We start from the raw sequence: 18,898 nt of genomic DNA on the forward strand, positions 1-18,898 counted from the left end.
CCGGATCTGATTTATTGTCGTTTGGTGCATTCGCCGTAGAGCCACTCGCCGACAAGTTCGGCCTTCTGGCAGGTGGCACCCGCCTTCAAAAGAAGCTCGGCGGTTGGCCAGTACGAGCGCCAGCCGGCTTGCGTCAGCGGCGTGTAGCCATTGCGTTCCTTGGCTTCGATGTCCGCCTTGTTGGCGAGCAGGAAGGCGACCACCTCCGCGTGGCCCTCTTCGGCTGCCGCATGCAGCGGCGACATCTTGTAGAAATTGGCGACGTCGTTGACGGCAGCGCCCTTGGCGACGAGCAATTTGACGGTTTCGAGATCACCGCCATAGGCGGCGGCATGCAGTGCCGTCAGGCCGCCTTTGTTGCGGATCTCGATGGCGGTGCCGCGGTCGAGGAGAAGCGCGACGATTTCGGTGCGCCCTTTGAGAGCGGCGATGAGCAGCGCCGGCTCGCCGGCCGCATCGGGCTCGGTTATGTCGGTTCCCTGATCGAGCAACTGCTTGACGCGTTCCGTGTCGCCGTCCCGTGCCGCGTCATGCAAAGGACCCGCCATAGCCGCCACGGTAAAAAAAGCCACCGCGGCGAGTGCAGCAAAGAGAGATCTCATCGCGTAACCTCCGCCCCCGCTTCGGTCTCGCCTGTTTAGGAAGAGCGAAAATAACACAGGGCGACCGGTGGAAACAGGCTTTACCGTCGCCCGGTCCATACTCCTTTCGGGTGTCTGCGATGGCGAATGCCGGTCAGGCGGCGACCTGCATCAGGTCGAGCATGCGATCGATCGCGCTCGGGATGGGGGCGATGATCGGCGTTGCGAACAGCGGCTGGAGCTGTTCGGCCGCCTGGCCGAGCGGGCCGCCACCGATGATGACAGCCTCGGCGCCATCCCGTTCGATGCATTGGCGCACGGCTTCTCCGAGGGCATCGAGCAGGCGCTCCGGGTGAGCGGAGAGCGCGAGGGGATCGCCGGATGTGCAGCGAATGCCGGTATACTGGTCCCAGACGCCGAGATCGCGGGCGCGGTCGTCGATCGCCTGGATCAATTCCGGCGTCGTGGTGGCGACGCCGAATTTGCGGCCGTCCTGCGAGGCCTCGATCATCGAGGCCTCGCAGATGCCGATCACGGGGATCGTGAGGCGGTGCTTGAGGGCGGCAAGGCCGGGATCGCCGAAGGCGCTGACGACAATGCCAAGGCATCCGGCCTCATGCTTTTCGCCGATCTCGACGACCTCGGCAGCGGCCGCATCCAGCTGCTCCGGTGTCACGATCATCGGCGGGTTCCGCATGGCCGTGGCAACTGCCACGGCCATGCGTCCTGATGCGGCCCTGCGTGCGATGGCGACCATCATGTCGCTGGTGGCATGCGAGCTGTTCGGGTTGATCAGAAGGATATGCGAGCTCACGTTCTCAGTTCCGCGCCGACTTTGATTTCAGAGGTGTCAGCCTTTGCGACGTCGGCACTGGCCGGCTGGGTCAAATCCTCCATCGACATGCCGTAGGTCTCGGGCCCGAGCTGGATGCAGAAGGCGAAGACCGCATACATGCTGGCGGCGAGACCGAAGACCCCGACCATGCCGTAAACATCGAAGAGCGCGCCGGCGATGGTGGGGATGAAGGAACCCGCGGCCGAACCGGTTGCCAGGATCAGCGCCACGCCGAAGGCGCGGATGCGGGTCGGGAAGAGTTCGGGCGCATAGATCCAGATCGAGGTGTTGAGAAGCAGCACGAAGAACTGGAAGATCGCTCCGAACATCAGGACGAGGTAGATGTTGGTGCCGAGATAGGCGATCGAGACCGCCGCAAGGCAGGCAAAGATCGCGCCTGTTGTCAGCACCTTCTTGCGCGGGAAGTAATAGCCGAACATCGAGGCGGCGATGGCGCCGAGCACGCTGCCGCTCTGGATGATCATGCTGTAGAGCAGGCTGCCCTGGAGCGTGTAACCCATGGAGACGAAGATGATCGGCATCAGGGTCAGCACCGAAAGCTGGGCGCCGTAGCTCATCAGGATGGCGATGGCGACCGGAATGGTGCGGCCGATGAAGGGCGCCCGGAAGAGTTCCTTCCAGTCGCTCTTGACTGGTTCCTCGTCCTTCAGGTGGTCCTTGGTCAGGTATTCCTGGACCTTGAGGTTGCGCGGCCGCAGCGAGCCGGAGGCAAGGATCGAAAGCACCTTGTTGGCCTCGTCGATCTTGCCTTGCGAGGCGAGGAAGCGCGGCGTTTCCGGCACGAAGCGGCGATAGAAGACGACGAGCAGGGCCGGCAAAGCGAGTGCTGCGAAGAGCCAGCGCCAGCTGTTTTCACCCGGGAAGAGAGTGAAGATCATCAGGCCGAAGGCAGGCGCCAGGAAGTTGCCGAAGCCGCCGGCGCCGACATTGACGAGGCCGGCCGCGGTGCCGCGGAATTTTGGCGAGCAGAATTCCGACAGCATCGTCACCGCCGTCGAGATTTCGCCGCCGACGCCGAAGCCGACGATGGCGCGGGCAAAGCAGAGCGTGGCGAAGTTCGGCGCCATGGCGCAGGCGGCCGAGCCGATGGTGAAGAGCAGAAGGTTGATGGTCAGCATGACGCGGCGGCCGTAGCGGTCGCCGAGGATGCCGGAGAGCAGACGACCGATCGCGGCGCTGCCGAAGGTGATGGTGTTGAGGAAGCCGATATCGGTGCCGGTGAGGCCCCAATGCTCCTTCAGGATCGGGCCGGCGACGCCGATGGTGTTCTGCTCGAAGCTGTCGAACAGGCAGCCGATGAGCACGAGGGCAAGGATTTGCTTGTGGGCGCCGGTGACGCCGATCTTGGTGAAGGCTGATTCCAACTGTCTGATGACCGGCGATGACCTGCCGGAAGGCACCATATTTTCCGCTGCCATGGTTCGTTCCCCTTTATGGCTTAACAACGTGAAAATGTGAAAACTCAGTTTCATGAAATCTACATCATGAAATTCTGGTTTCATAGAAGATTCTATGATGCGCTGCGAAAGGACCAGGCCGTTCGCAGAACAGTCTAGGGAATGCAGATTTCGTGCCATTTGCTGAGAAACCATGGTTTCTCTTTTATTGTCAGAGGCTTGACGGAAGGTCGTCGTGTCGCGAACCGTTGAAACTCAGATTTCTTCCGTGCAAAAAATGTTCTGGTGTTTCAGGCAAATGCCCAATCGCCGCTCACAATTCTTCGAGCGCATCGTTGATGGCTTCGATGCCGCGGAGCCGACTTCGACCGGAAGTGCCGGCGATTTCGATGCATCGGGTCGTCAAGAGATGGCAGAGCGCCATGACCGAGACATGGTTGAAGAGGGGGCCAGGTGCCAGCGTCTGGCAGCGGAAATGCCATTCCGCCTGGTTGAGAAAGGGCACGCCCTCGTCGGTAATGTAGAGCAGCCGCGCACCCGATTTCTCGATCTGTGCAAGCAATGGTTCCATCAGGGAAACGCGCCGGCGCAGGCCGAAGAGGATGACGACATCGTCGCTGGTGATGCTGACCAGATGCTCGCCAAGCGTCTGGCCGCCGCCGGGAATGGCCGAAATGTTCTCGATCACCTGCGTCATCTGCCATTGCAGATAGGTGGCGAAGGAATGGCTGGCGCGAAAGCCGATGACCCAGACCTTGCGGGCGCTAAGAATGGCGGTTGCCGCCGCCGTCACCTGAGTTTCGGAAATAGCGAGAAAGGACGCCTCGATGTTGGAGACCCCTTGTGCCACATGGGCGGAGAGCGATTGTTCGCCGCCGCTGTCGGTGGCGGTCGCCAGGAAAAGGCGCGAGCCCGTCTGCTTGTCGGCGCGGGCATGGCGGCGCGCCTCCTCATAGTTGTCATAGCCGAGCCGCTGGATGAAGCGCGAGACGGTCGCCTTCGACACATGCGCCAGCGCGGCCAGTTCCTGGGCCGAGTAGCTTGCGACCTCGCCGGGAAAATCGCAGAGAAAGTCGCCCAGTCGCCGTTCGGCCGGATGCAGTTCCGGCAGCACCTGGCGGACGCGGGTGAGGAAGGAGCGTTCTTTGGGGCTCATGTCGATTCCATGAAACTGTCGTTTCACGGCAATCTCTGATTTCCGCGCGGATATTGCAAGCGAGCCGGGCGGGCGCCGCCTCGCTTTCAACTGTGACCGGCAGGGAGGAGCGAACGCCGTTGCGCCGCCGACGTCAGTACTTCGACGGCACGTAGAGTTCCGGCGGCAGCACCTTGCGCTCGTAATCCGGATTGAAGACGCGTTCCGGCAGCGAGATTTCCTCGTGAGGGACGTCCTCGTAGGGGAACTGCGCCAGCAGGTGATCGATACAGTTCAGCCGGGCGCGTTTCTTGTCGTTGCCTTCGACGATGTGCCAGGGCGCTTCGGGAATGTTGGTGCGGGCGAAGGTCTCTTCCTTGGCCTTGGTATAGGCCTCCCAGCGCACCCGCGACTGCAGGTCCATGGGCGACAGCTTCCACTGCTTCAGCGGGTCATGGATGCGCACGAGGAAGCGCATCTGTTGCTCCTCGTCGGTGATCGAGAACCAGTATTTCACCAGCCGGATGCCGGAGCGCACCAGCATGCGCTCGAATTCCGGCACGTCGTCGAAGAATTGCTCGACCTGGTCTTCTGTGGCAAAGCCCATGACGCGCTCGACGCCGGAGCGATTGTACCAGGAGCGGTCGAAGAGCACGATTTCGCCACCGGCCGGCAGGTGCGGCACATAGCGCTGGAAATACCATTGCGTCTTCTCGCGGTCGGAGGGCGCCGGCAGTGCGGCGACCCGCACGACGCGCGGGTTGAGCCGCTGGGTGATACGCTTGATGACGCCGCCTTTGCCGGCGGAATCACGCCCCTCGAAGATCACCACCACCTTTTCCTTGTGGTAGACCACCCAGTCCTGCAGCTTGATCAATTCCGACTGCAGCTTCAGCAGCGTGCGGAAGTAATCGATGCGCGGGATCGTTGGCGGGTGGCTCTTGCGGTAGATCTTGCGGATCTCTTCGGACAGCGCCGGTTCGGAAAGCTCGAGCTCATAGTCCTCGTCGAGCGTGTCGGCCAGTTCGGCTTCCAGCCAGTCCTGCGTTTCGATCTCGTCGTTCGGCCTGTTCATCTGACCCTCCGGATTCAGTGTGCTCAGCGACAGCCTTTCCTGTTGCTATCGTTAGTCGGCTTATTTCACAGCCGCATGAAGGGAATTTGACGCCCAGGCAGATGCGCCTGCTCGCCCCTATCCCTTGAGATACCAGCCCCAGGGCTCGTCGGCGTCAAAGCTGGTGATCTGCTTGGTCTCGAGATAATTCGAAAGACCCCAGCGGCCGAGTTCGCGGCCGATGCCCGATTGCTTGTAGCCGCCCCAGGGCGCCTCGGGGAAAGTCGGCTGCGAGCAGTTGATCCAGACGATGCCGGCGCGGAACGCGCGGGCGACACGTTCGCAGCGTTCCCGGTCGGCAGACATCACGGCCGCCGCCAGGCCGAAGCGGCTGTCGTTGGCCATACGGATCGCATCCGCCTCGTCACCAAACGGCTTGACGCAGACGACCGGGCCGAAGATTTCCTCGCGCCAGACGAAGCTGTCTTCGCGCATGTCGGTGAGCACGGTAGGCTCGATGAAATAGCCACTGTTCAGGCCGGCCGGACGGCCGCCGCCGGCTGCCACCGTGGCGCCGTCCTGTCGAGCACGGTCGATGGCGCCGAGGATCTTGTCGTATTGACCTCTCGAAACGATCGGCCCGAGCAGGGTGCCGTCTTCGAGCCCATTGCCGATGGTGATTTTGGCAGCCTCTTCGCAAAGGCGTTTGACGACGGTCTCGTAGATCTCTTCCTCGACCAGCACCCGCGAGGTTGCCGAGCAGACCTGGCCCTGGTTCCAGAAAATGCCGAACATGATCCATTCGACGGCCTTGTCGATGTCGCTGTCGGCAAAGACGACGAAGGGCGACTTGCCGCCGAGCTCGAGGCTGACATTCTTGATGTCCTGGGCGCCGGCCATCATCACCTTGCGGCCGGTCACGACGGAACCGGTAAAGGCGAGCTTGTCGATCAGCGGGTGTTCGGTGAGCGGCTGGCCGGCGTCTTGGCCGGTGCCGGTGAGGATGTTGAGCACGCCAGGCGGCAGGGCGATTTCCTCGGCGATGACGCCAAGCTCAAGCGCCGTCAGCGGTGTCAACTCTGACGATTTCAGCACGATGGTGCAGCCGGCGGCGAGCGCCGGGGCCACCTTCCAGGACACCATCAGCAGCGGATAGTTCCAGGGCGTGATCGCGCCGACGACGCCGAGCGGCTCACGCACGGCGCGTGCGGTGAAGCGGTTGTCGCCGACTGTGATCGCCTCTTCAGGATCGGCATCCAGCTCTTCGGCGAGGCCGGCATAGTAGCGAAAGCATCCGGCGGCATCGTCTATGTCCCAGAGCGCCTCCGGCAGCGGCTTGCCGTTGTCGGTCACCTCGAGCCGCGCCAGCGAGTGACGCTTCTCCTCGATCTTGGCGGCGATCGCGCGGAGATAGGCGGCGCGCTCGGTCCCCGACAGTTTCGGCCAGGGGCCGCTGTCGAAGGCGATGCGGGCGGCCTTTGCGGCGCGGTCGACGTCCTCGTAGGTCGCCGCCGGCGCGCGGTGGATCACCTCTTCGGTCGCCGGGTCAATAACCTCGAGCGTGCCGCCACGCCGTGGCTTTTCCCATTTGCCGTCAATGAACAACCGATCCTGCATGCCATACCCCTCAAAAAGCCCAGGGTGAGTATGGCCAGCGAAAGCCGTTCGCGCCAGCCGTAAGTTACGGCTGGCGTTGGTGTTTCTGGTCCTGCGCCGCTGCTCGGTGTCTACCGGCTCGCTTTCGCCATTTGAGGAAAGGCAGCACCGGCAACACGGTGCAGGCGCAGGCAAACAGCCAGAACTGCCCGAGTGTCATGGGACCGCTCGCATGCATCGCCCCCGACAGCACACCGATCATGAGACCGAGATCCATCAGCGGCAGGCTGAGTGCGTAGAACAACACTTGCCGCTCAAGGCAAAGGCATCGCTGGACCAGGGTGAAGTAGGTGGCAAAGGCAATCATTTCCGGAACGCCGCCGACGATGAGCAGCGCCATTGCTGCGCCGTGGCTTGGCGCGAAGATCAGCATGAAAGTCGAGATGCCTTCCAGCAAACTTGCAAAGAGATAGGCGAGAAGCAGGGTGCGCGTATCGATCAGGGTCTTGGCGATGCAGTTGGAGACAAAGACGCCGAGCAAGGCGCCGGCGCCCTGGGCTCCAAGGAGCATAGTCCACATTTCGGGCCCGAGGTGAAACTGGTCGCGGTTGAGCCACAACAGAAACGGCTGCAGCGCGCCGAGCGAGACCATATAGCCGAAGGCAGGGATCAGCAGCGCCCAGAGAAGAGGATTGCCACGCATGATGGCGAATGCCTCTCGCCAGGTATTTCGGGTTGGCGACACCGTTGGTTCGCGCGGATCCGAACTTCCCGGGGGGCGGGGCACCAGCAGCGTTGCGGCGATGAGGTGGCCGAGCGCCAGTACCAGAAGCGTTGCTGATATCGAGGCCATTGCCGCCGCCAGGCCTGCCGCCGGTGGCCCGAAAATCTTGGCGAAGCGGTCGATCGCCTGAAAGGCCGTATTGGCCTCCATGTTGCGACCGGGCGGAACGGACGCAGAGCGGAGCGTCAGCAGACCCGGCGCGATCACCGTATCGGCGAGGCCGATCAGGAGGATGATGGCTTGCACCGTCACCGCGTTTGGCGCGAGCGTCACAGCCGGAATAGCTGTCGCGACGCCAGCGATCGCGCAAAGGACCGGAACGCGTGGACCTGCTTTTCGGATGAGAGCAGCGGCTAGAGGCGCAAACAGGATGCGTGGCAGAAGGCGGAGCGCCAGGCTGCCGATGAGCTCCGCGCCGGCGCCAAAACGGGCGGCGACAATAATGGGAAGCGCGGCAACGAGCATCCAGGAGCAAAAGGACTGGATGGCGAGAACGAGGCAGATGCGCCGGAAGGCGGCGCAGCCCGAGAAAATGGAAATAATCATGACGAGCCCGGTGGCAGGCAGCCGATCCACACCAGCCTTGAAAGGCAGATTAAGAAATGGATCGGCGCGAACGAAATCTGTCCGCCCGGAAGGCGGACGCTACTGGGCTCACTGTTGCAAGCCCCGCCTTGCGGGGCCGATCAGGCCATCAGATGGGGTTCGTTCGACATGGCTGCCGTCTACCACGCGCACTTGTTCGGTGACAAGCGGCAGCCACGATGGGCGTGGCTATCTGGCCGGTTCGCGGCCGACTGTCAGCGCGTCGCTTCGGCCAGCGCCGGGGAGGCATTTGCAATCTGCGTGACAATCATGCCGCCGATGATCAGCAGAAGGCCGGTCAGGCGTGCGGCGTTGACCGGTTTTTCCGGGAAGCCCATCAGGCCGAAATGGTCGATCAGCATGGAGATGGCCATTTGCCCGGCGATGACGGCGACGATGAAGCTTGCCGCGCCGAGCTTCGGCGCAAGGAGGAGAGCCGCGGTGATGTAGATCACGCCGGCGGTGCCACCGGTCCAGATCCACCACGGACCCTTGAATGCCACCGCGAGGCTCGGCAACGGCACCCGCAAGGCGATCAGCATCGGCAGGATGAGCGCGAGGCTGACGCCAAGCGAGACGACCGTTGCCCAGAGCGGATGGCCGAGGAGGCGGCCAAGGTTGGCATTGGCGCCGGCCTGGAGGGGGACGACGGCGCCGGCGAAGGTCGCCGCGGCAAGCATGAGGAGGGAGGAGAGAGTGGGCATTGTTTTTTCCTTCTTGATTGCCCCATTCTTCTCCATCGGAAGCATGAATGGAAATTCCAATTTCGCACGTGCTATATTCGCTTTATGAATAATCTCGGCGCGATCGATCTGAACTTGCTGGTGGTGCTCGATGCCCTGCTGGCGGAACGTCACGTCTCCCGTGCAGCCATTCGGCTGAACAAAAGCCAGCCGGCCGTCAGCCATGCGCTCGCGCGCTTGCGCTCCCTCTTCGACGACCCGCTGCTCGTGCGCCATGGCGGACAGCTTGAGCCGACGGTGCGGGCGCTGGAGATCGCACCGCGGCTAACCGAGGCGCTGGCGCACATGCGCCAGCTTATGGGTTCCGAGGCGTTCGACCCGGCGCGCGAGCACCATGTCTTCCGTCTGGCGATGTCCGACTACGCCGCACTCGTTCTGCTGCCGCAATTGATGGCGGTGCTGCGCTGGCAGGCGCCGAATGTCGACCTCGTCGTCAGCCAAGCGAGCCGCGAGGTGATGATGTCGCAAGCGGTCGACGGCGAGATCGATCTGGCGCTCGGCGTGTTTCCGGCGCTTGCTGAAGATCTGAGAACATCGCTCCTGTTTAAGGAACACTTCGCCTGCCTGGCGGATGGTGCGAGTCTTGGTGGCGAAAAGACGATGGATCTTTCGGCCTATCTGGAGCGGCCGCATGTTCTCGTTTCGCTCCGCGGCGATACCGGCAACGAGATCGACCTGGCGCTGGCGGCCGTCGGACACAAGCGGCGTATTGCGCTCGCGCTGCCCCATTGGAGTGCGGCGCCCGGGCTCGTCATCGGCACGGACCTCGTGCTTACAGTGGCGCGCCGTATCCTGCCGCACGATGCCGAGGCCGGGTCCTTGACCATCTTCGCCCCACCCTTTGCCATCCCGCCCTTTGCCTTCCGGCAGATCTGGCATCGGCGGCGCGACGGCGACCCCGCCCATCGCTGGCTCAGAGATTTGATCGGTCAGATTCTCGCGCCGTCGGAGGCGGTCCCGGCCACTCTGTGATCTCGAAAGTGTGATCTTGAAAACGAAAAGGCCCGGTGCGGCGGAGCCGACCGGGCCTTCTTGATTGATAGACGTTGCTCGCGTCAGTCGTGGCTGACGCCCTGGATCGCCGAGACCTGCCATTCGGCACCCGGCTTGCGGACGAAGGTCCAGAGTTCCACGGCCTCCGTCAGCTTGTCCGGGTCGCCGCTGATCACCTTGCCGGTCGTGCGATCACGCATCACGTCGATGCTCTCGTAGCGCATGGCGACCGTCGCAAAGTCGGTGCCGTTTTCGGACCAGGCTTCGGCCACGTCGCCCTGGACGAGATGCACGTCGCGGACATCGTTCTTGACGCCGCTTGTTGCATTGTCGCTGAGCTCTTCGGCCAGGTAGGACATGGCTTCCGGCGTCGTCAGGCGACGCAGCGTGCCGTAGTCTTCCGCGGCATAGGCGGCCTGGACGTCTTTCAGCATCTTTTCGAACTGCTCGAGATCGGACTGCTCGACACCGATTTCATCGGCCGGACCGTCGGTGATAGGAGCCGGCTGAGGTGCTGCCATGGGGCGTGCCTGCGTTTGACCACCCGACTGGCCACCACCGATGCTCGGGATCTTGAACGACGGCATACCATTCGACGGTGACTGGCCCGACGACCGCTCGGACGGGCCGGCATAGGCCGTCTGCTGACGGTTGCGGCCGAAGAAGCGCATGACGAGCATGATCAGGCCACCGATCAAAAGCATCTGCACGATCAGGCCGAGGAAGCCGGCAGCGCCGCCGAAGCCGCCGCCCATCAGCATGCCGATCAGGCCGCCGACCATCAGGCCGCCGAGCAGCGAGCCGCCAAAGCCGCTGAAGAAGCCCGGGCGGGCGTTCGGCTGGGTAGCGTTCGGGCGCGTCTGGCCGGCCGCCGGATTGGTGGCGGTCGGACTTGCGTCCTGGCGCGGCGTCATCGAACGGTCGATCGGCGCTGCGTTCGTCGGTGCGGTACGGGTCACCGGCGGCTGCGAGAAGGTGCGGGTGCCGCGGCTTCCGAAGCCGCCGCCCGAGCGCCGCGCTTCGGCGACGTCCACAACGGTCAGCGCGACGGTCATGCCGATCGCCATCATTGCCAGGGTTCGTCCAAAACGCCCAAATCGCTGCATTGCCATCACAACCCCTAATCTTGCTTGGGCTCAAAACTGAGCCATCAGGGGCTGATATAGGGGCTCAAAGCCTGAGATTTAAGCTTTTCGCGTCGCTTTTCGGCCAGTTTACCGTTATCCGCCGCCGCTTGCCGGGCTGAATCCGCCGTGGAATCAGCACCTTCCGATCGATTCGACACTGCGCTTTTCCCGACCGCAAAACCGCTGCACGCGTTCGCTGGAACGCCCTAGCGATTCGCCGCCAGGATCAGGCTCGCCGCCTTTTCGGCAATCATGATCGTCGGCGAATTGGTGTTGCCCGAGGTGATCGTCGGCATGATCGAGGCGTCGGCGATGCGCAGGCCCTTGAGACCGCGCAGCCGCAGTTCCGGATCGACGACGCTCTCGGGGTCGGCGCCCATGCGGCAGGTGCCAACCGGATGAAAGATGGTCGTGCCGATGTCGCCGGCGGCGCGCTTAAGATCCTCCTCCGTCTCATAGGACGGGCCCGGTTTGAACTCGACCGGATTGAAGCGGGCGAAGGACGGCTGCTTGACGATCCGCCGCGTCAGCCGGATGGCGCTGACGGCGACGTTGCGATCGGCCTCCGCGGTCAGGTAGCGCGGCCGGATGTCCGGGGCCGCCGCAAAGTCCGGGCCTTTCAGGTGAACCGAACCGCGGCTTTCCGGGCGGAGATTGCAGACACTGGCAGTGATCGCCGGGAAGGAATGAACAGGCTCGCCGAACTTATCCAGCGAGACCGGCTGTACATGATACTGAAGGTCCGGTGTTTCCTTCTCCGCGCCCGAGCGGGTGAAGATGCCGAGCTGGCTCGGCGCCATCGCCATTGGGCCCGACCGCTTCAGCAGGTATTCAAGGCCGATCGATGCTTTGCCGATCAGCGAATTGGCCTTTTCGTTGAGCGTCGGCACACCCGTCACCTTGTAGGCCATGCGCAATTGAAGATGGTCTTGCAAATTCTCGCCGACGCCGGAGCGCTCGTGGCGGACCTCGATGCCGTTTGCCTGCAGCACGTCGCCGCGGCCGATGCCTGACAGTTCGAGGATATGCGGTGAGCCGATGGCGCCAGCGGAAAGCACCGTCTCTTGGGCAGCGCGGGCGCGCTTGACCACGCCATCGTGCTGGAACTCGACGCCTTCGATGCGGTCGCCTTCGATGATCAGCTTGCGCACATGCGCCTTGGTCAGAACCGTCAGGTTGCCGCGTTTCTGGGCCGGGCGCAGGAATGCCTTTGCCGTGTTCCAGCGGATGCCGGAGCGCTGGTTGACATCGAAATAGCCGGAGCCTTCATTGCTGCCGCGGTTGAAATCCGGCGTTTCGGGAATCCCGGCTTCGGTGGCGGCCTTCTGGAAGGCGTCGAGCACGTCCCAGCGCACCCGCGCCTTTTCCACCCGCCATTCGCCGCCGGCGCCGTGCATCTCGTTGGCGCCTTTGTAGTGGTCCTCCGATTTCTTGAAGAGCGGCAGCACGTCGTCCCAGCCCCAGCCGGTGCAGCCGAGCTGGCGCCAATGGTCGTAGTCGCGCGCTTGGCCGCGCATGTAGATCATGCCGTTGATCGACGAGCAGCCGCCAAGCACCTTGCCGCGGGGGTAGCCGAGCGAGCGGCCGTTGAGGCCTTCCTCCGCAGCCGTGGTGAAGCACCAGTCGGTGCGAGGGTTGTTTATGCAGTAGAGATAGCCAACCGGAATATGGATCCAGTGGTAATTATCCCGGCCGCCGGCCTCCAGCAGCAGCACGCGATGGCCGGGATTTTCGGAAAGGCGGTTGGCGAGCACGCAGCCGGCGCTACCCGCTCCGACGACGATATAGTCGAACGTGTCCATGGTTCTCTTCCAATGTTCGGGGCTCGATCCTTGCCAAATCTGGATCGGGCTACGGCTCCGTCCCACCCGCTTGGGCGGGGAGGGGCCAGCTACTGTCTGTGTTCAAAACCAAGCTTGCGGCCGAGCCGCGAATGATAGAACTCGCCGACGATGCCGCGGCGGAAAACCAGCACGCAGACCATGAAGACGAGGCCGGTGATGATCGTCACCGGGAATTCCGAGGTCGCGAGATAATTCTGCAGCGTCACCACGAGCCCGGCGCCGAAGAGCGGGCCGATCAGCGTGCCGATGCCGCCGAGAAGGGTCATCAGGATCACTTCGCCCGACATCTGCCAGCCGACATCCGTCAACGTGGCGAACTGGAAGACCAGCGCCTTGACACCACCGGCGAGGCCGGTGAGCGCCGCTGACATCACGAAGGCGGCGAGTTTGTAGTTGCGCACGGAATAACCGAGCGACACGGCGCGCGTTTCGTTCTCGCGGATCGATTTCAGGATCATGCCGAAGGGCGAGTGAATGATGCGCCAGATGATGGCGACGCCGATGACGAAGACGCCGAGCACGAAGTAGTACATGTTCGTAGACTGGCTGAGATCGATGAAGCCGAAGAGATGACCGCGCGGCACGGACTGGATGCCGTCCTCGCCCTTGGTGAACTCCGCCTGCAGGCAGAAGAAATAGAACATCTGCGCCAGCGCCAGCGTGATCATCGCGAAGTAGATGCCCTGTCGGCGGATCGCCAGATAACCGACGATCAGCCCGAGAAATGCCGCGCCGGCGACGCCGACGAGGATCCCGAGCTCCGGCGGCAGGCCCCATTCCTTGACGGTGTGCGCAGTGAAATAGGCAGCCCCGCCAAAGAAGGCCGCGTGGCCGAAGGAGAGCAAGCCGGTGTAGCCGAGCAGCAGGTTGAAGGCGCAGGCAAAGAGTGCGAAGCACAACAGCTTCATCAGGAACACGGGATAGAAGAACATCGGCGCCAGGATGAGCAGCGCCAGTCCAATCCCGAGGAACACGGTCTGGACGACAACCGGGCTCTTTTCCTTCGGTTTTTCGATATCGAGTGTCAGCGTCATATCAAGCATCCCGGCCGAAGAGGCCTGCAGGCCGTATCAGGAGAACGATGGCCATGATCACGAAGATCACGATGTTGGAGGCTTCCGGATAGAAGACCTTGGTCAGCCCCTCGGCGACGCCGAGCAGATAACCGGTGACGATCGCGCCCATGATCGAGCCCATGCCGCCGACGACCACCACGGCGAAGACGACGATGATGATGTTCGAGCCCATCAGCGGCGAGACCTGGTAGATGGGCGCGGCAAGCACGCCGGCGAGCGCCGCAAGGGCCGCCCCCAGCGCATAGGTGAGCGTCAGGAGGAACGGCACGTTGATGCCGAAGGATTGCACCAGCACCGGGTTTTCGGTGGCGGCGCGCAAGTACGAGCCGAGCTTGGTCTTCTCGATCACCAGCCAGGTGCCGATGCAGACGACAAGCGAGAAGACGATCACCCAGCCGCGATAGATGGGCAGAAACATGAAGCCGAGATTGGTGCCGCCAGCAAGGGCTGCCGGCGTCGCATAGGGCTGGCCGGACGCGCCGTAGAGATAGCGGAAGGTGCCCTCGATCGTCAGCGCCAGGCCGAAGGTGAAGAGCAGGCCGTAGAGCGGGTCGAGCGTATAGAGCCGGTGCAGCATGGTGCGCTCGATCACGGCGCCGACGAGGCCGACGGCAACAGGTGCGATGATCAGCGCCGGCCAGTAGCCGAGGCCGAAATGCGACAAGAGCAGCCAGGCGAAGAAGGCGCCGAGCATGTATTGTGCGCCATGGGCGAAGTTGATGACGCGCAGCAGGCCAAAGATGATGGCAAGGCCAAGGCTCAAGAGCGCGTAGAACGAGCCGTTGATCAGCCCGATCAGCAGCTGGCCGAGAAAGGCTTGCATGGGAATTCCAAAAATCGTGCTCATCACTCAGACCCCCAGCACGTCATGCAGCGTGTCCATGCGGCTCGAGAGTTCCGAAACGGGGAACTCGCCGACCATCTGGCCATGGTCCATCAGATAGAAGCGGTCGGCAACCTTGCTGGCAAAGCGGAAGTTCTGCTCGACCAGCAGCACAGTCATGCCGCGCTGCTTCAAGGTTTTCAACACGTCGCCGATGCGCTGGACGATGACCGGCGCGAGCCCCTCGGTCGGCTCGTCGAGCAGCATCATGCGCACGCCGGTGCGCAAGATCCGGGCGATCGCCAGCATCTGCTGTTCGCCACCGGAAAGCTTGGTGCCGGGGCTGCTGCGGCGTTCGTAGAGGTTCGGGAAAAGCTCGAAGATCTCGTCGATCGTCATGCCGCCCTTGGCGACCGCCGGCGGCAAAAGCAGGTTTTCGTGGACCGAAAGCGTCGAGAAGATGCCGCGCTCCTCCGGAATGAAGCCGAGGCCATGATGGGCGACCCGGTGCAGCGGCACTTTCATCAGGTCCGCGCCGGCAAAGCTGATCTCGCCCTTGCGCTTGCGCACGATGCCCATGATCGAGCGCAGCGTCGTCGTCTTGCCGACGCCGTTGCGGCCAAGCAGCGTCACCATCTCGCCTTCGCCGACCGTCAGCTCGACGCCGTGCAGGATGTGGCTTTCGCCATACCAGGCATTGAGGCCGGAAACTTTCAAAAGCGGTTTCATGTCAGGTCTCCTCGGTGCCCATATAGGCGGTGCGCACCCGCGGGTCCGCCGACACCTGGACATAGTCGCCCTCGGCAAGGATCTCGCCGCGCTGGAGCACCGTGACGTGGTGGCACAGCGTCGAGACGACGGAGAGATTGTGCTCGACCATCAGCACGGCGCGCTCGCGCGCCACCTCGCGTATGATTTCCGCGACCATGCCGACATCCTCGTGGCCCATGCCGGCCATCGGTTCATCGAGCAGCAGGACCTTGGGATCGAGCGCCAGCGTGGTGGCGATTTCGAGCACACGCTTGCGGCCATAGGATAGATCGGCGGCAACGGCGTTGCGTTCCCTGTCGAGACCGACCGAACGGATCAGCTGGTCGGCCTTGGCATTGAGACTGTCGAGCGCCGAAATCGGCTTCCAGAATTGGGTTGCAAGCCCGTTCGGCCGTTGCAGCGCCACGCGCACGTTGTCGAGCACCGTCAGGTGCGGAAAGACGGCGGAGATCTGGAACGAGCGCACCAGCCCCATGCGCGCCACCTTGTCCGGCGCCGTGCGGGTGATGTCCTCGCCGAGCAGCGTGATCGAGCCGTCGGTCGGTTGCAGGAACTTGGTCAACAGGTTGAAGACCGTCGTCTTGCCGGCGCCGTTCGGGCCGATCAGCGCATGCACGCGGGCGTGATGGACGTCGAGATTGACGTTGTTGACGGCGGTGAAGCCGCCGAAGTCACGGCGCAGACCGCGGGCGGACAGAACCACCCGCGGTGCGCCGTTCGGCTCGGTGACCGGTGCGCTCATCGCGTTACGACTTCACGAGGTCGCAGCCGCTCTTGGCCGGATCGATGAAGGCTTCGGAACCGGGAATGGTGGCAAGCACCTTGAAGTAATCCCAGGGTTCTTTGCTTTCTTCCGGCTTCTTCACTTCGAGCAGATACATGTCGTGGATCATGCGGCCGTTCTCGGCGACCTTGCCGTTTTCGGCAAAGACGTCGTTGACGGGCAGCGCACGCAGCTCCTTGGCGACCGCGTCGGCATCATCGGTGCCGGCCTTTTCGATCGCCTTCAGATAGGACAGCACGGCCGAGTAGGTACCGGCATGAACCATGTTCGGCATCTTGCCGGTGCGCTCCATGAAACGCTTGCCGAATTTGGCGCTCTCTTCGTTGCGGTTCCAGTAGAAGCCTTCGGTGAGCGTCAGGCCTTGCGCCGCCTCGAGGCCGAGGCCGTGCACTTCGGCAAGGGTGAAGAGCAGAGCCGCAAGCCGCTGGCCGCCCTGGACGATGCCGAATTCGGCCGCCTGCTTAATCGCGTTCGATGTGTCGAGGCCGGCATTGGCAAGGCCGATCACCTTGGCGCCGGAGGATTGCGCCTGCAGCAGGAAGGACGAGAAGTCGGTCGTCGCCAGCGGATGGCGGACGGAGCCGACGACCGTGCCGCCGTTTTGCTTGACGTAGTTGCCGGTGTTTTCCTCGAGCGAATAGCCGAAGGCGTAGTCGGCGGTCAGGAAGAACCAGCTGTCGCCACCCTGCTTGACGAGCGCGCCGCCGGTGCCGACGGCAAGCGCATGGGTGTCATAGGCCCAGTGGAAGCCATAGGGCGAGCACTGCTTGCCGGTAAGTTCGGTGGTCGCAGCGCCGGTGTTGATGGTGATCTTCTTCTTTTCCTTCGACAGCGCCTGCACCGCAAGGCCGACCGAAGAGCTGGTGAGCTCCATGATGCTGTCGACCTGTTCGGTGTCGTACCATTGGCGGGCGATGTTGGAGGCGATGTCGGCCTTGTTCTGGTGATCGGCAGTAGTGACTTCCACCGGCACCCCAAGCACCTTGCCGCCGAAATCTTCGACCGCCATCAGCGCCGCCTCATAGGAGGACTTGCCGCCGAAATCGGCGTAGACGCCGGACTGGTCGTTCAAGATGCCGATCTTGACCTTGCCGTCGGATGCGTCGGCGAAAGCGGCGGTGCTGCTGGCAAGCATTGCCGCCAATGTTACGATCAGTTTCTTCGTCATCATGTCCTCCTCCAGAGCTTCGAAAAGCACGAAATACACGCGCAAACGTCCGCCGTTTCCGGCGCACCGTTCCGCGATGCCGGGCCGATTATTTGGTTCTGTTCATATTTGGCCAGACATGCTCCTCAGATGTCGGCTCTGCCCGTTACAATCCGGAAAAAATCGCTTGGATGCAAGCGGCCCGGACCATAAATTGCAAACAGGATCTGTTCATTTTCGAACAGATAGGGAGTGGCGATGAATCCGAATTTCACCTGGGACGATCTGCAGTTCTTTCTGGCGGTAGCCCGGACCGGGCAATTGTCGACGGCGGCGCGGCGGCTGCGAACCAGTCATGCCACCGTGTCGCGGCGCATCGACCGGCTGGAATTTGCGCTTAAGGTCAAGCTGTTCGAGCGCAATCCGCGCGGTTACGTGCTGACCGGCATGGGGCAGCGTTTCATCGAAACCGCCGAACGCATCGAGCGCGAGACCGAGCAATTGCAGCTCGACATCAATGACGGCCTGACGGCGCAGCGCGGGGTCGTGCGCCTGAGCACGCTCGAAGGTTTCGGTAATTTCTTCCTGGCTGACCGGCTCGCCGATTTTGCTGCGAGCTACCCGAACGTGTCGCTCGAACTGGTGGCAATCCAGCAGATCATGTCGCTGTCGCGCAGGGAGGCGGATATCCAGGTGGCGCTGACCGCGCCGAAGGCCGGGCCCTATCATTCCGAGGTGCTGACGCCCTATACGCTGCATGTTTATGGTTCACGCAGCTATCTCGCCAGACACCCGCCGATTGCCAGCCGCAACGACCTCGCTGCGCACCGCTTCGTCGGCTACATCGAAGACATGATCTTTGCGCCGGGCCTCGATTACCTCGGCGAACTGCAGCCGGGGCTGCGGGCCCATTTCCAGAGCTCGAGCATTCTGACCCAGCTGAAGGCGGTGCGTCAGGGATTGGGTCTCTGTGTGCTGCCGCACTTCATGGCGCGGCAGGAAGAGGACCTTGAAATCGTGCTGGCAGACGAAATCGAGCTCAAGCGCACCTATTGGATGGTTTGCCACCGGGATCTGGTGGCGGTGCCGCGGGTGAGGGCGGTGCGCGAGTTCCTGATGCAGATCGTGCGAGAGAACAGGTCGTATTTCACCCGGGAAGCAGCGCCAGTGATGACGAGCCTGCGCCGCACGTCGCGACCGTAATTCGTACTGGATGACACCGAGATGACGGTTCCCGACCCGAAGCGGGTGATTTGCCTCCCAAAGGGTCTCTTGTTCGGCCCTCAAAATCGACTGAATTTATCAACAGTCGAAATAATCAAATAAAATCAATCACTTGTCGATTTTTGAAGTTTTTTTGAAGATGGCTGTTGACGTCTGCGAGGTGTGGGGTCTATAAGCCCGATCACTGACGAGGGCGGCGGCGCTGCTGGCGACGACGACCTTCGCTCTAGAGTTTCCTTGGTTGGCTGAGGCTGATTGGTGGGTCTGGGACGGAAGTTTCGGGCTTGTTGGAAACGGTTTGACGGATGGTGAGTTCGTCGGTTTTTTGACAATTGAAGATAGAGAAAGAGAAACGTGGGCGGCGGAGCTCGCGGGACC

At 62.7% G+C, this 18,898-nt stretch carries 18 protein-coding genes; 2 read left to right on the plus strand and 16 right to left on the minus strand.

What is annotated here, in order from left to right; translation table 11 throughout:
* Positions 1–11: 11 nt before the first annotated feature.
* From BBX50_RS04460 to BBX50_RS04495, 8 genes are all read right to left on the minus strand, one after another.
* On the minus strand, positions 12–602 hold the full coding sequence (locus tag BBX50_RS04460; protein ID WP_065774103.1) for an ankyrin repeat domain-containing protein: 591 nt from the start codon (positions 600–602) through the stop codon (positions 12–14).
* A 133-nt stretch (positions 603–735) separates the two neighbouring features.
* Positions 736–1,395 carry an aspartate/glutamate racemase family protein gene (locus tag BBX50_RS04465; RefSeq protein ID WP_065774104.1) on the minus strand — a complete coding sequence of 220 codons (660 nt, stop codon included), beginning with the start codon at positions 1,393–1,395 and terminating at the stop codon, positions 736–738.
* A complete protein-coding gene (locus BBX50_RS04470; RefSeq protein WP_065774105.1) occupies positions 1,392–2,855 on the minus strand; it encodes an MFS transporter in 1,464 nt (487 codons plus the stop codon). Before BBX50_RS04470 ends, BBX50_RS04465 begins: the two co-directional genes overlap by 4 nt.
* Positions 2,856–3,147: 292 nt before the next feature.
* Positions 3,148–3,990 carry a MurR/RpiR family transcriptional regulator gene (locus tag BBX50_RS04475; RefSeq protein ID WP_065774106.1) on the minus strand — a complete coding sequence of 281 codons (843 nt, stop codon included), beginning with the start codon at positions 3,988–3,990 and terminating at the stop codon, positions 3,148–3,150.
* A 133-nt stretch (positions 3,991–4,123) separates the two neighbouring features.
* A complete protein-coding gene (gene ppk2 / locus BBX50_RS04480; RefSeq protein WP_065774107.1) occupies positions 4,124–5,044 on the minus strand; it encodes a polyphosphate kinase 2 in 921 nt (306 codons plus the stop codon).
* A 117-nt stretch (positions 5,045–5,161) separates the two neighbouring features.
* On the minus strand, positions 5,162–6,640 hold the full coding sequence (locus BBX50_RS04485; protein ID WP_065774108.1) for an aldehyde dehydrogenase family protein: 1,479 nt from the start codon (positions 6,638–6,640) through the stop codon (positions 5,162–5,164).
* Positions 6,641–6,704: 64 nt separating this feature from the next.
* Complete coding sequence (locus tag BBX50_RS04490) at positions 6,705–7,949, minus strand: MFS transporter (protein WP_139108274.1); 1,245 nt, start codon at positions 7,947–7,949, stop codon at positions 6,705–6,707.
* A 254-nt stretch (positions 7,950–8,203) separates the two neighbouring features.
* Positions 8,204–8,692, minus strand: a complete 489-nt coding sequence (locus tag BBX50_RS04495; protein WP_065774132.1) for a DMT family transporter — start codon at positions 8,690–8,692, stop codon at positions 8,204–8,206.
* An 84-nt stretch (positions 8,693–8,776) separates the two neighbouring features.
* On the opposite strand from BBX50_RS04495, the gene BBX50_RS04500 reads away from it, so the two are divergent.
* Complete coding sequence (locus tag BBX50_RS04500; protein WP_065774110.1) at positions 8,777–9,703, plus strand: LysR family transcriptional regulator; 927 nt, start codon at positions 8,777–8,779, stop codon at positions 9,701–9,703.
* A gap of 83 nt (positions 9,704–9,786) precedes the next feature.
* Here the strand turns inward: BBX50_RS04500 and BBX50_RS04505 are convergent, their stop codons facing one another.
* The 7 genes from BBX50_RS04505 to BBX50_RS04535 all read right to left on the minus strand — a co-directional run bounded on the left by BBX50_RS04505 (position 9,787) and on the right by BBX50_RS04535 (position 17,317).
* Positions 9,787–10,836: a Tim44 domain-containing protein gene (locus BBX50_RS04505; RefSeq protein WP_065774111.1), complete on the minus strand. Its 1,050-nt coding sequence runs from the start codon at positions 10,834–10,836 to the stop codon at positions 9,787–9,789.
* A 221-nt stretch (positions 10,837–11,057) separates the two neighbouring features.
* Complete coding sequence (locus BBX50_RS04510) at positions 11,058–12,653, minus strand: GMC family oxidoreductase N-terminal domain-containing protein (protein WP_065774112.1); 1,596 nt, start codon at positions 12,651–12,653, stop codon at positions 11,058–11,060.
* Between the two features lie 89 nt (positions 12,654–12,742).
* Positions 12,743–13,738, minus strand: coding sequence for a branched-chain amino acid ABC transporter permease (locus BBX50_RS04515; RefSeq protein WP_065774113.1), 996 nt, complete (start codon positions 13,736–13,738; stop codon positions 12,743–12,745).
* The gene (locus BBX50_RS04520) at positions 13,731–14,618 is read right to left on the minus strand and encodes a branched-chain amino acid ABC transporter permease (RefSeq protein ID WP_065774114.1); all 888 of its coding nucleotides are present in this window, start codon (positions 14,616–14,618) and stop codon (positions 13,731–13,733) included. Before BBX50_RS04520 ends, BBX50_RS04515 begins: the two co-directional genes overlap by 8 nt.
* A 3-nt stretch (positions 14,619–14,621) precedes the next feature.
* The gene (locus tag BBX50_RS04525; protein ID WP_065774115.1) at positions 14,622–15,323 is read right to left on the minus strand and encodes an ABC transporter ATP-binding protein; all 702 of its coding nucleotides are present in this window, start codon (positions 15,321–15,323) and stop codon (positions 14,622–14,624) included.
* 1 nt (position 15,324) lies between these two features.
* On the minus strand, positions 15,325–16,107 hold the full coding sequence (locus BBX50_RS04530) for an ABC transporter ATP-binding protein (protein WP_065774116.1): 783 nt from the start codon (positions 16,105–16,107) through the stop codon (positions 15,325–15,327).
* A 4-nt stretch (positions 16,108–16,111) separates the two neighbouring features.
* On the minus strand, positions 16,112–17,317 hold the full coding sequence (locus BBX50_RS04535) for an ABC transporter substrate-binding protein (RefSeq protein ID WP_065774133.1): 1,206 nt from the start codon (positions 17,315–17,317) through the stop codon (positions 16,112–16,114).
* A gap of 237 nt (positions 17,318–17,554) precedes the next feature.
* On the opposite strand from BBX50_RS04535, the gene BBX50_RS04540 reads away from it, so the two are divergent.
* Positions 17,555–18,499, plus strand: a complete 945-nt coding sequence (locus BBX50_RS04540; RefSeq protein WP_065774117.1) for a LysR family transcriptional regulator — start codon at positions 17,555–17,557, stop codon at positions 18,497–18,499.
* A gap of 129 nt (positions 18,500–18,628) precedes the next feature.
* On the opposite strand, the gene BBX50_RS30645 is transcribed toward BBX50_RS04540, so the two are convergent.
* Positions 18,629–18,898: hypothetical protein (locus BBX50_RS30645; protein WP_210183467.1), on the minus strand; the 270-nt coding region annotated here is incomplete at its 5' end.

This window comes from Ensifer sp. LC11, from assembly GCF_001695835.1.
In the GTDB taxonomy this organism is placed as follows: domain Bacteria; phylum Pseudomonadota; class Alphaproteobacteria; order Rhizobiales; family Rhizobiaceae; genus Ensifer.

Coding starts and splice junctions, on each gene's coding strand:
- BBX50_RS04460 (WP_065774103.1), bottom strand. CDS start 602: ATGAGATCTCTCTTTGCTGCACTCGCCGCGGTGGCTTTTTTTACCGTG.
- BBX50_RS04500 (WP_065774110.1), top strand. CDS start 8,777: ATGAATAATCTCGGCGCGATCGATCTGAACTTGCTGGTGGTGCTCGAT.
- BBX50_RS04485 (WP_065774108.1), bottom strand. CDS start 6,640: ATGCAGGATCGGTTGTTCATTGACGGCAAATGGGAAAAGCCACGGCGT.
- BBX50_RS04530 (WP_065774116.1), bottom strand. CDS start 16,107: ATGAGCGCACCGGTCACCGAGCCGAACGGCGCACCGCGGGTGGTTCTG.
- BBX50_RS04515 (WP_065774113.1), bottom strand. CDS start 13,738: ATGCTTGATATGACGCTGACACTCGATATCGAAAAACCGAAGGAAAAG.
- BBX50_RS04510 (WP_065774112.1), bottom strand. CDS start 12,653: ATGGACACGTTCGACTATATCGTCGTCGGAGCGGGTAGCGCCGGCTGC.
- BBX50_RS04525 (WP_065774115.1), bottom strand. CDS start 15,323: ATGAAACCGCTTTTGAAAGTTTCCGGCCTCAATGCCTGGTATGGCGAA.
- BBX50_RS04495 (WP_065774132.1), bottom strand. CDS start 8,692: ATGCCCACTCTCTCCTCCCTCCTCATGCTTGCCGCGGCGACCTTCGCC.
- BBX50_RS04540 (WP_065774117.1), top strand. CDS start 17,555: ATGAATCCGAATTTCACCTGGGACGATCTGCAGTTCTTTCTGGCGGTA.
- ppk2 (WP_065774107.1), bottom strand. CDS start 5,044: ATGAACAGGCCGAACGACGAGATCGAAACGCAGGACTGGCTGGAAGCC.
- BBX50_RS04535 (WP_065774133.1), bottom strand. CDS start 17,317: ATGACGAAGAAACTGATCGTAACATTGGCGGCAATGCTTGCCAGCAGC.
- BBX50_RS04475 (WP_065774106.1), bottom strand. CDS start 3,990: ATGAGCCCCAAAGAACGCTCCTTCCTCACCCGCGTCCGCCAGGTGCTG.
- BBX50_RS04505 (WP_065774111.1), bottom strand. CDS start 10,836: ATGGCAATGCAGCGATTTGGGCGTTTTGGACGAACCCTGGCAATGATG.
- BBX50_RS04470 (WP_065774105.1), bottom strand. CDS start 2,855: ATGGCAGCGGAAAATATGGTGCCTTCCGGCAGGTCATCGCCGGTCATC.
- BBX50_RS04520 (WP_065774114.1), bottom strand. CDS start 14,618: ATGAGCACGATTTTTGGAATTCCCATGCAAGCCTTTCTCGGCCAGCTG.
- BBX50_RS04490 (WP_139108274.1), bottom strand. CDS start 7,949: ATGATTATTTCCATTTTCTCGGGCTGCGCCGCCTTCCGGCGCATCTGC.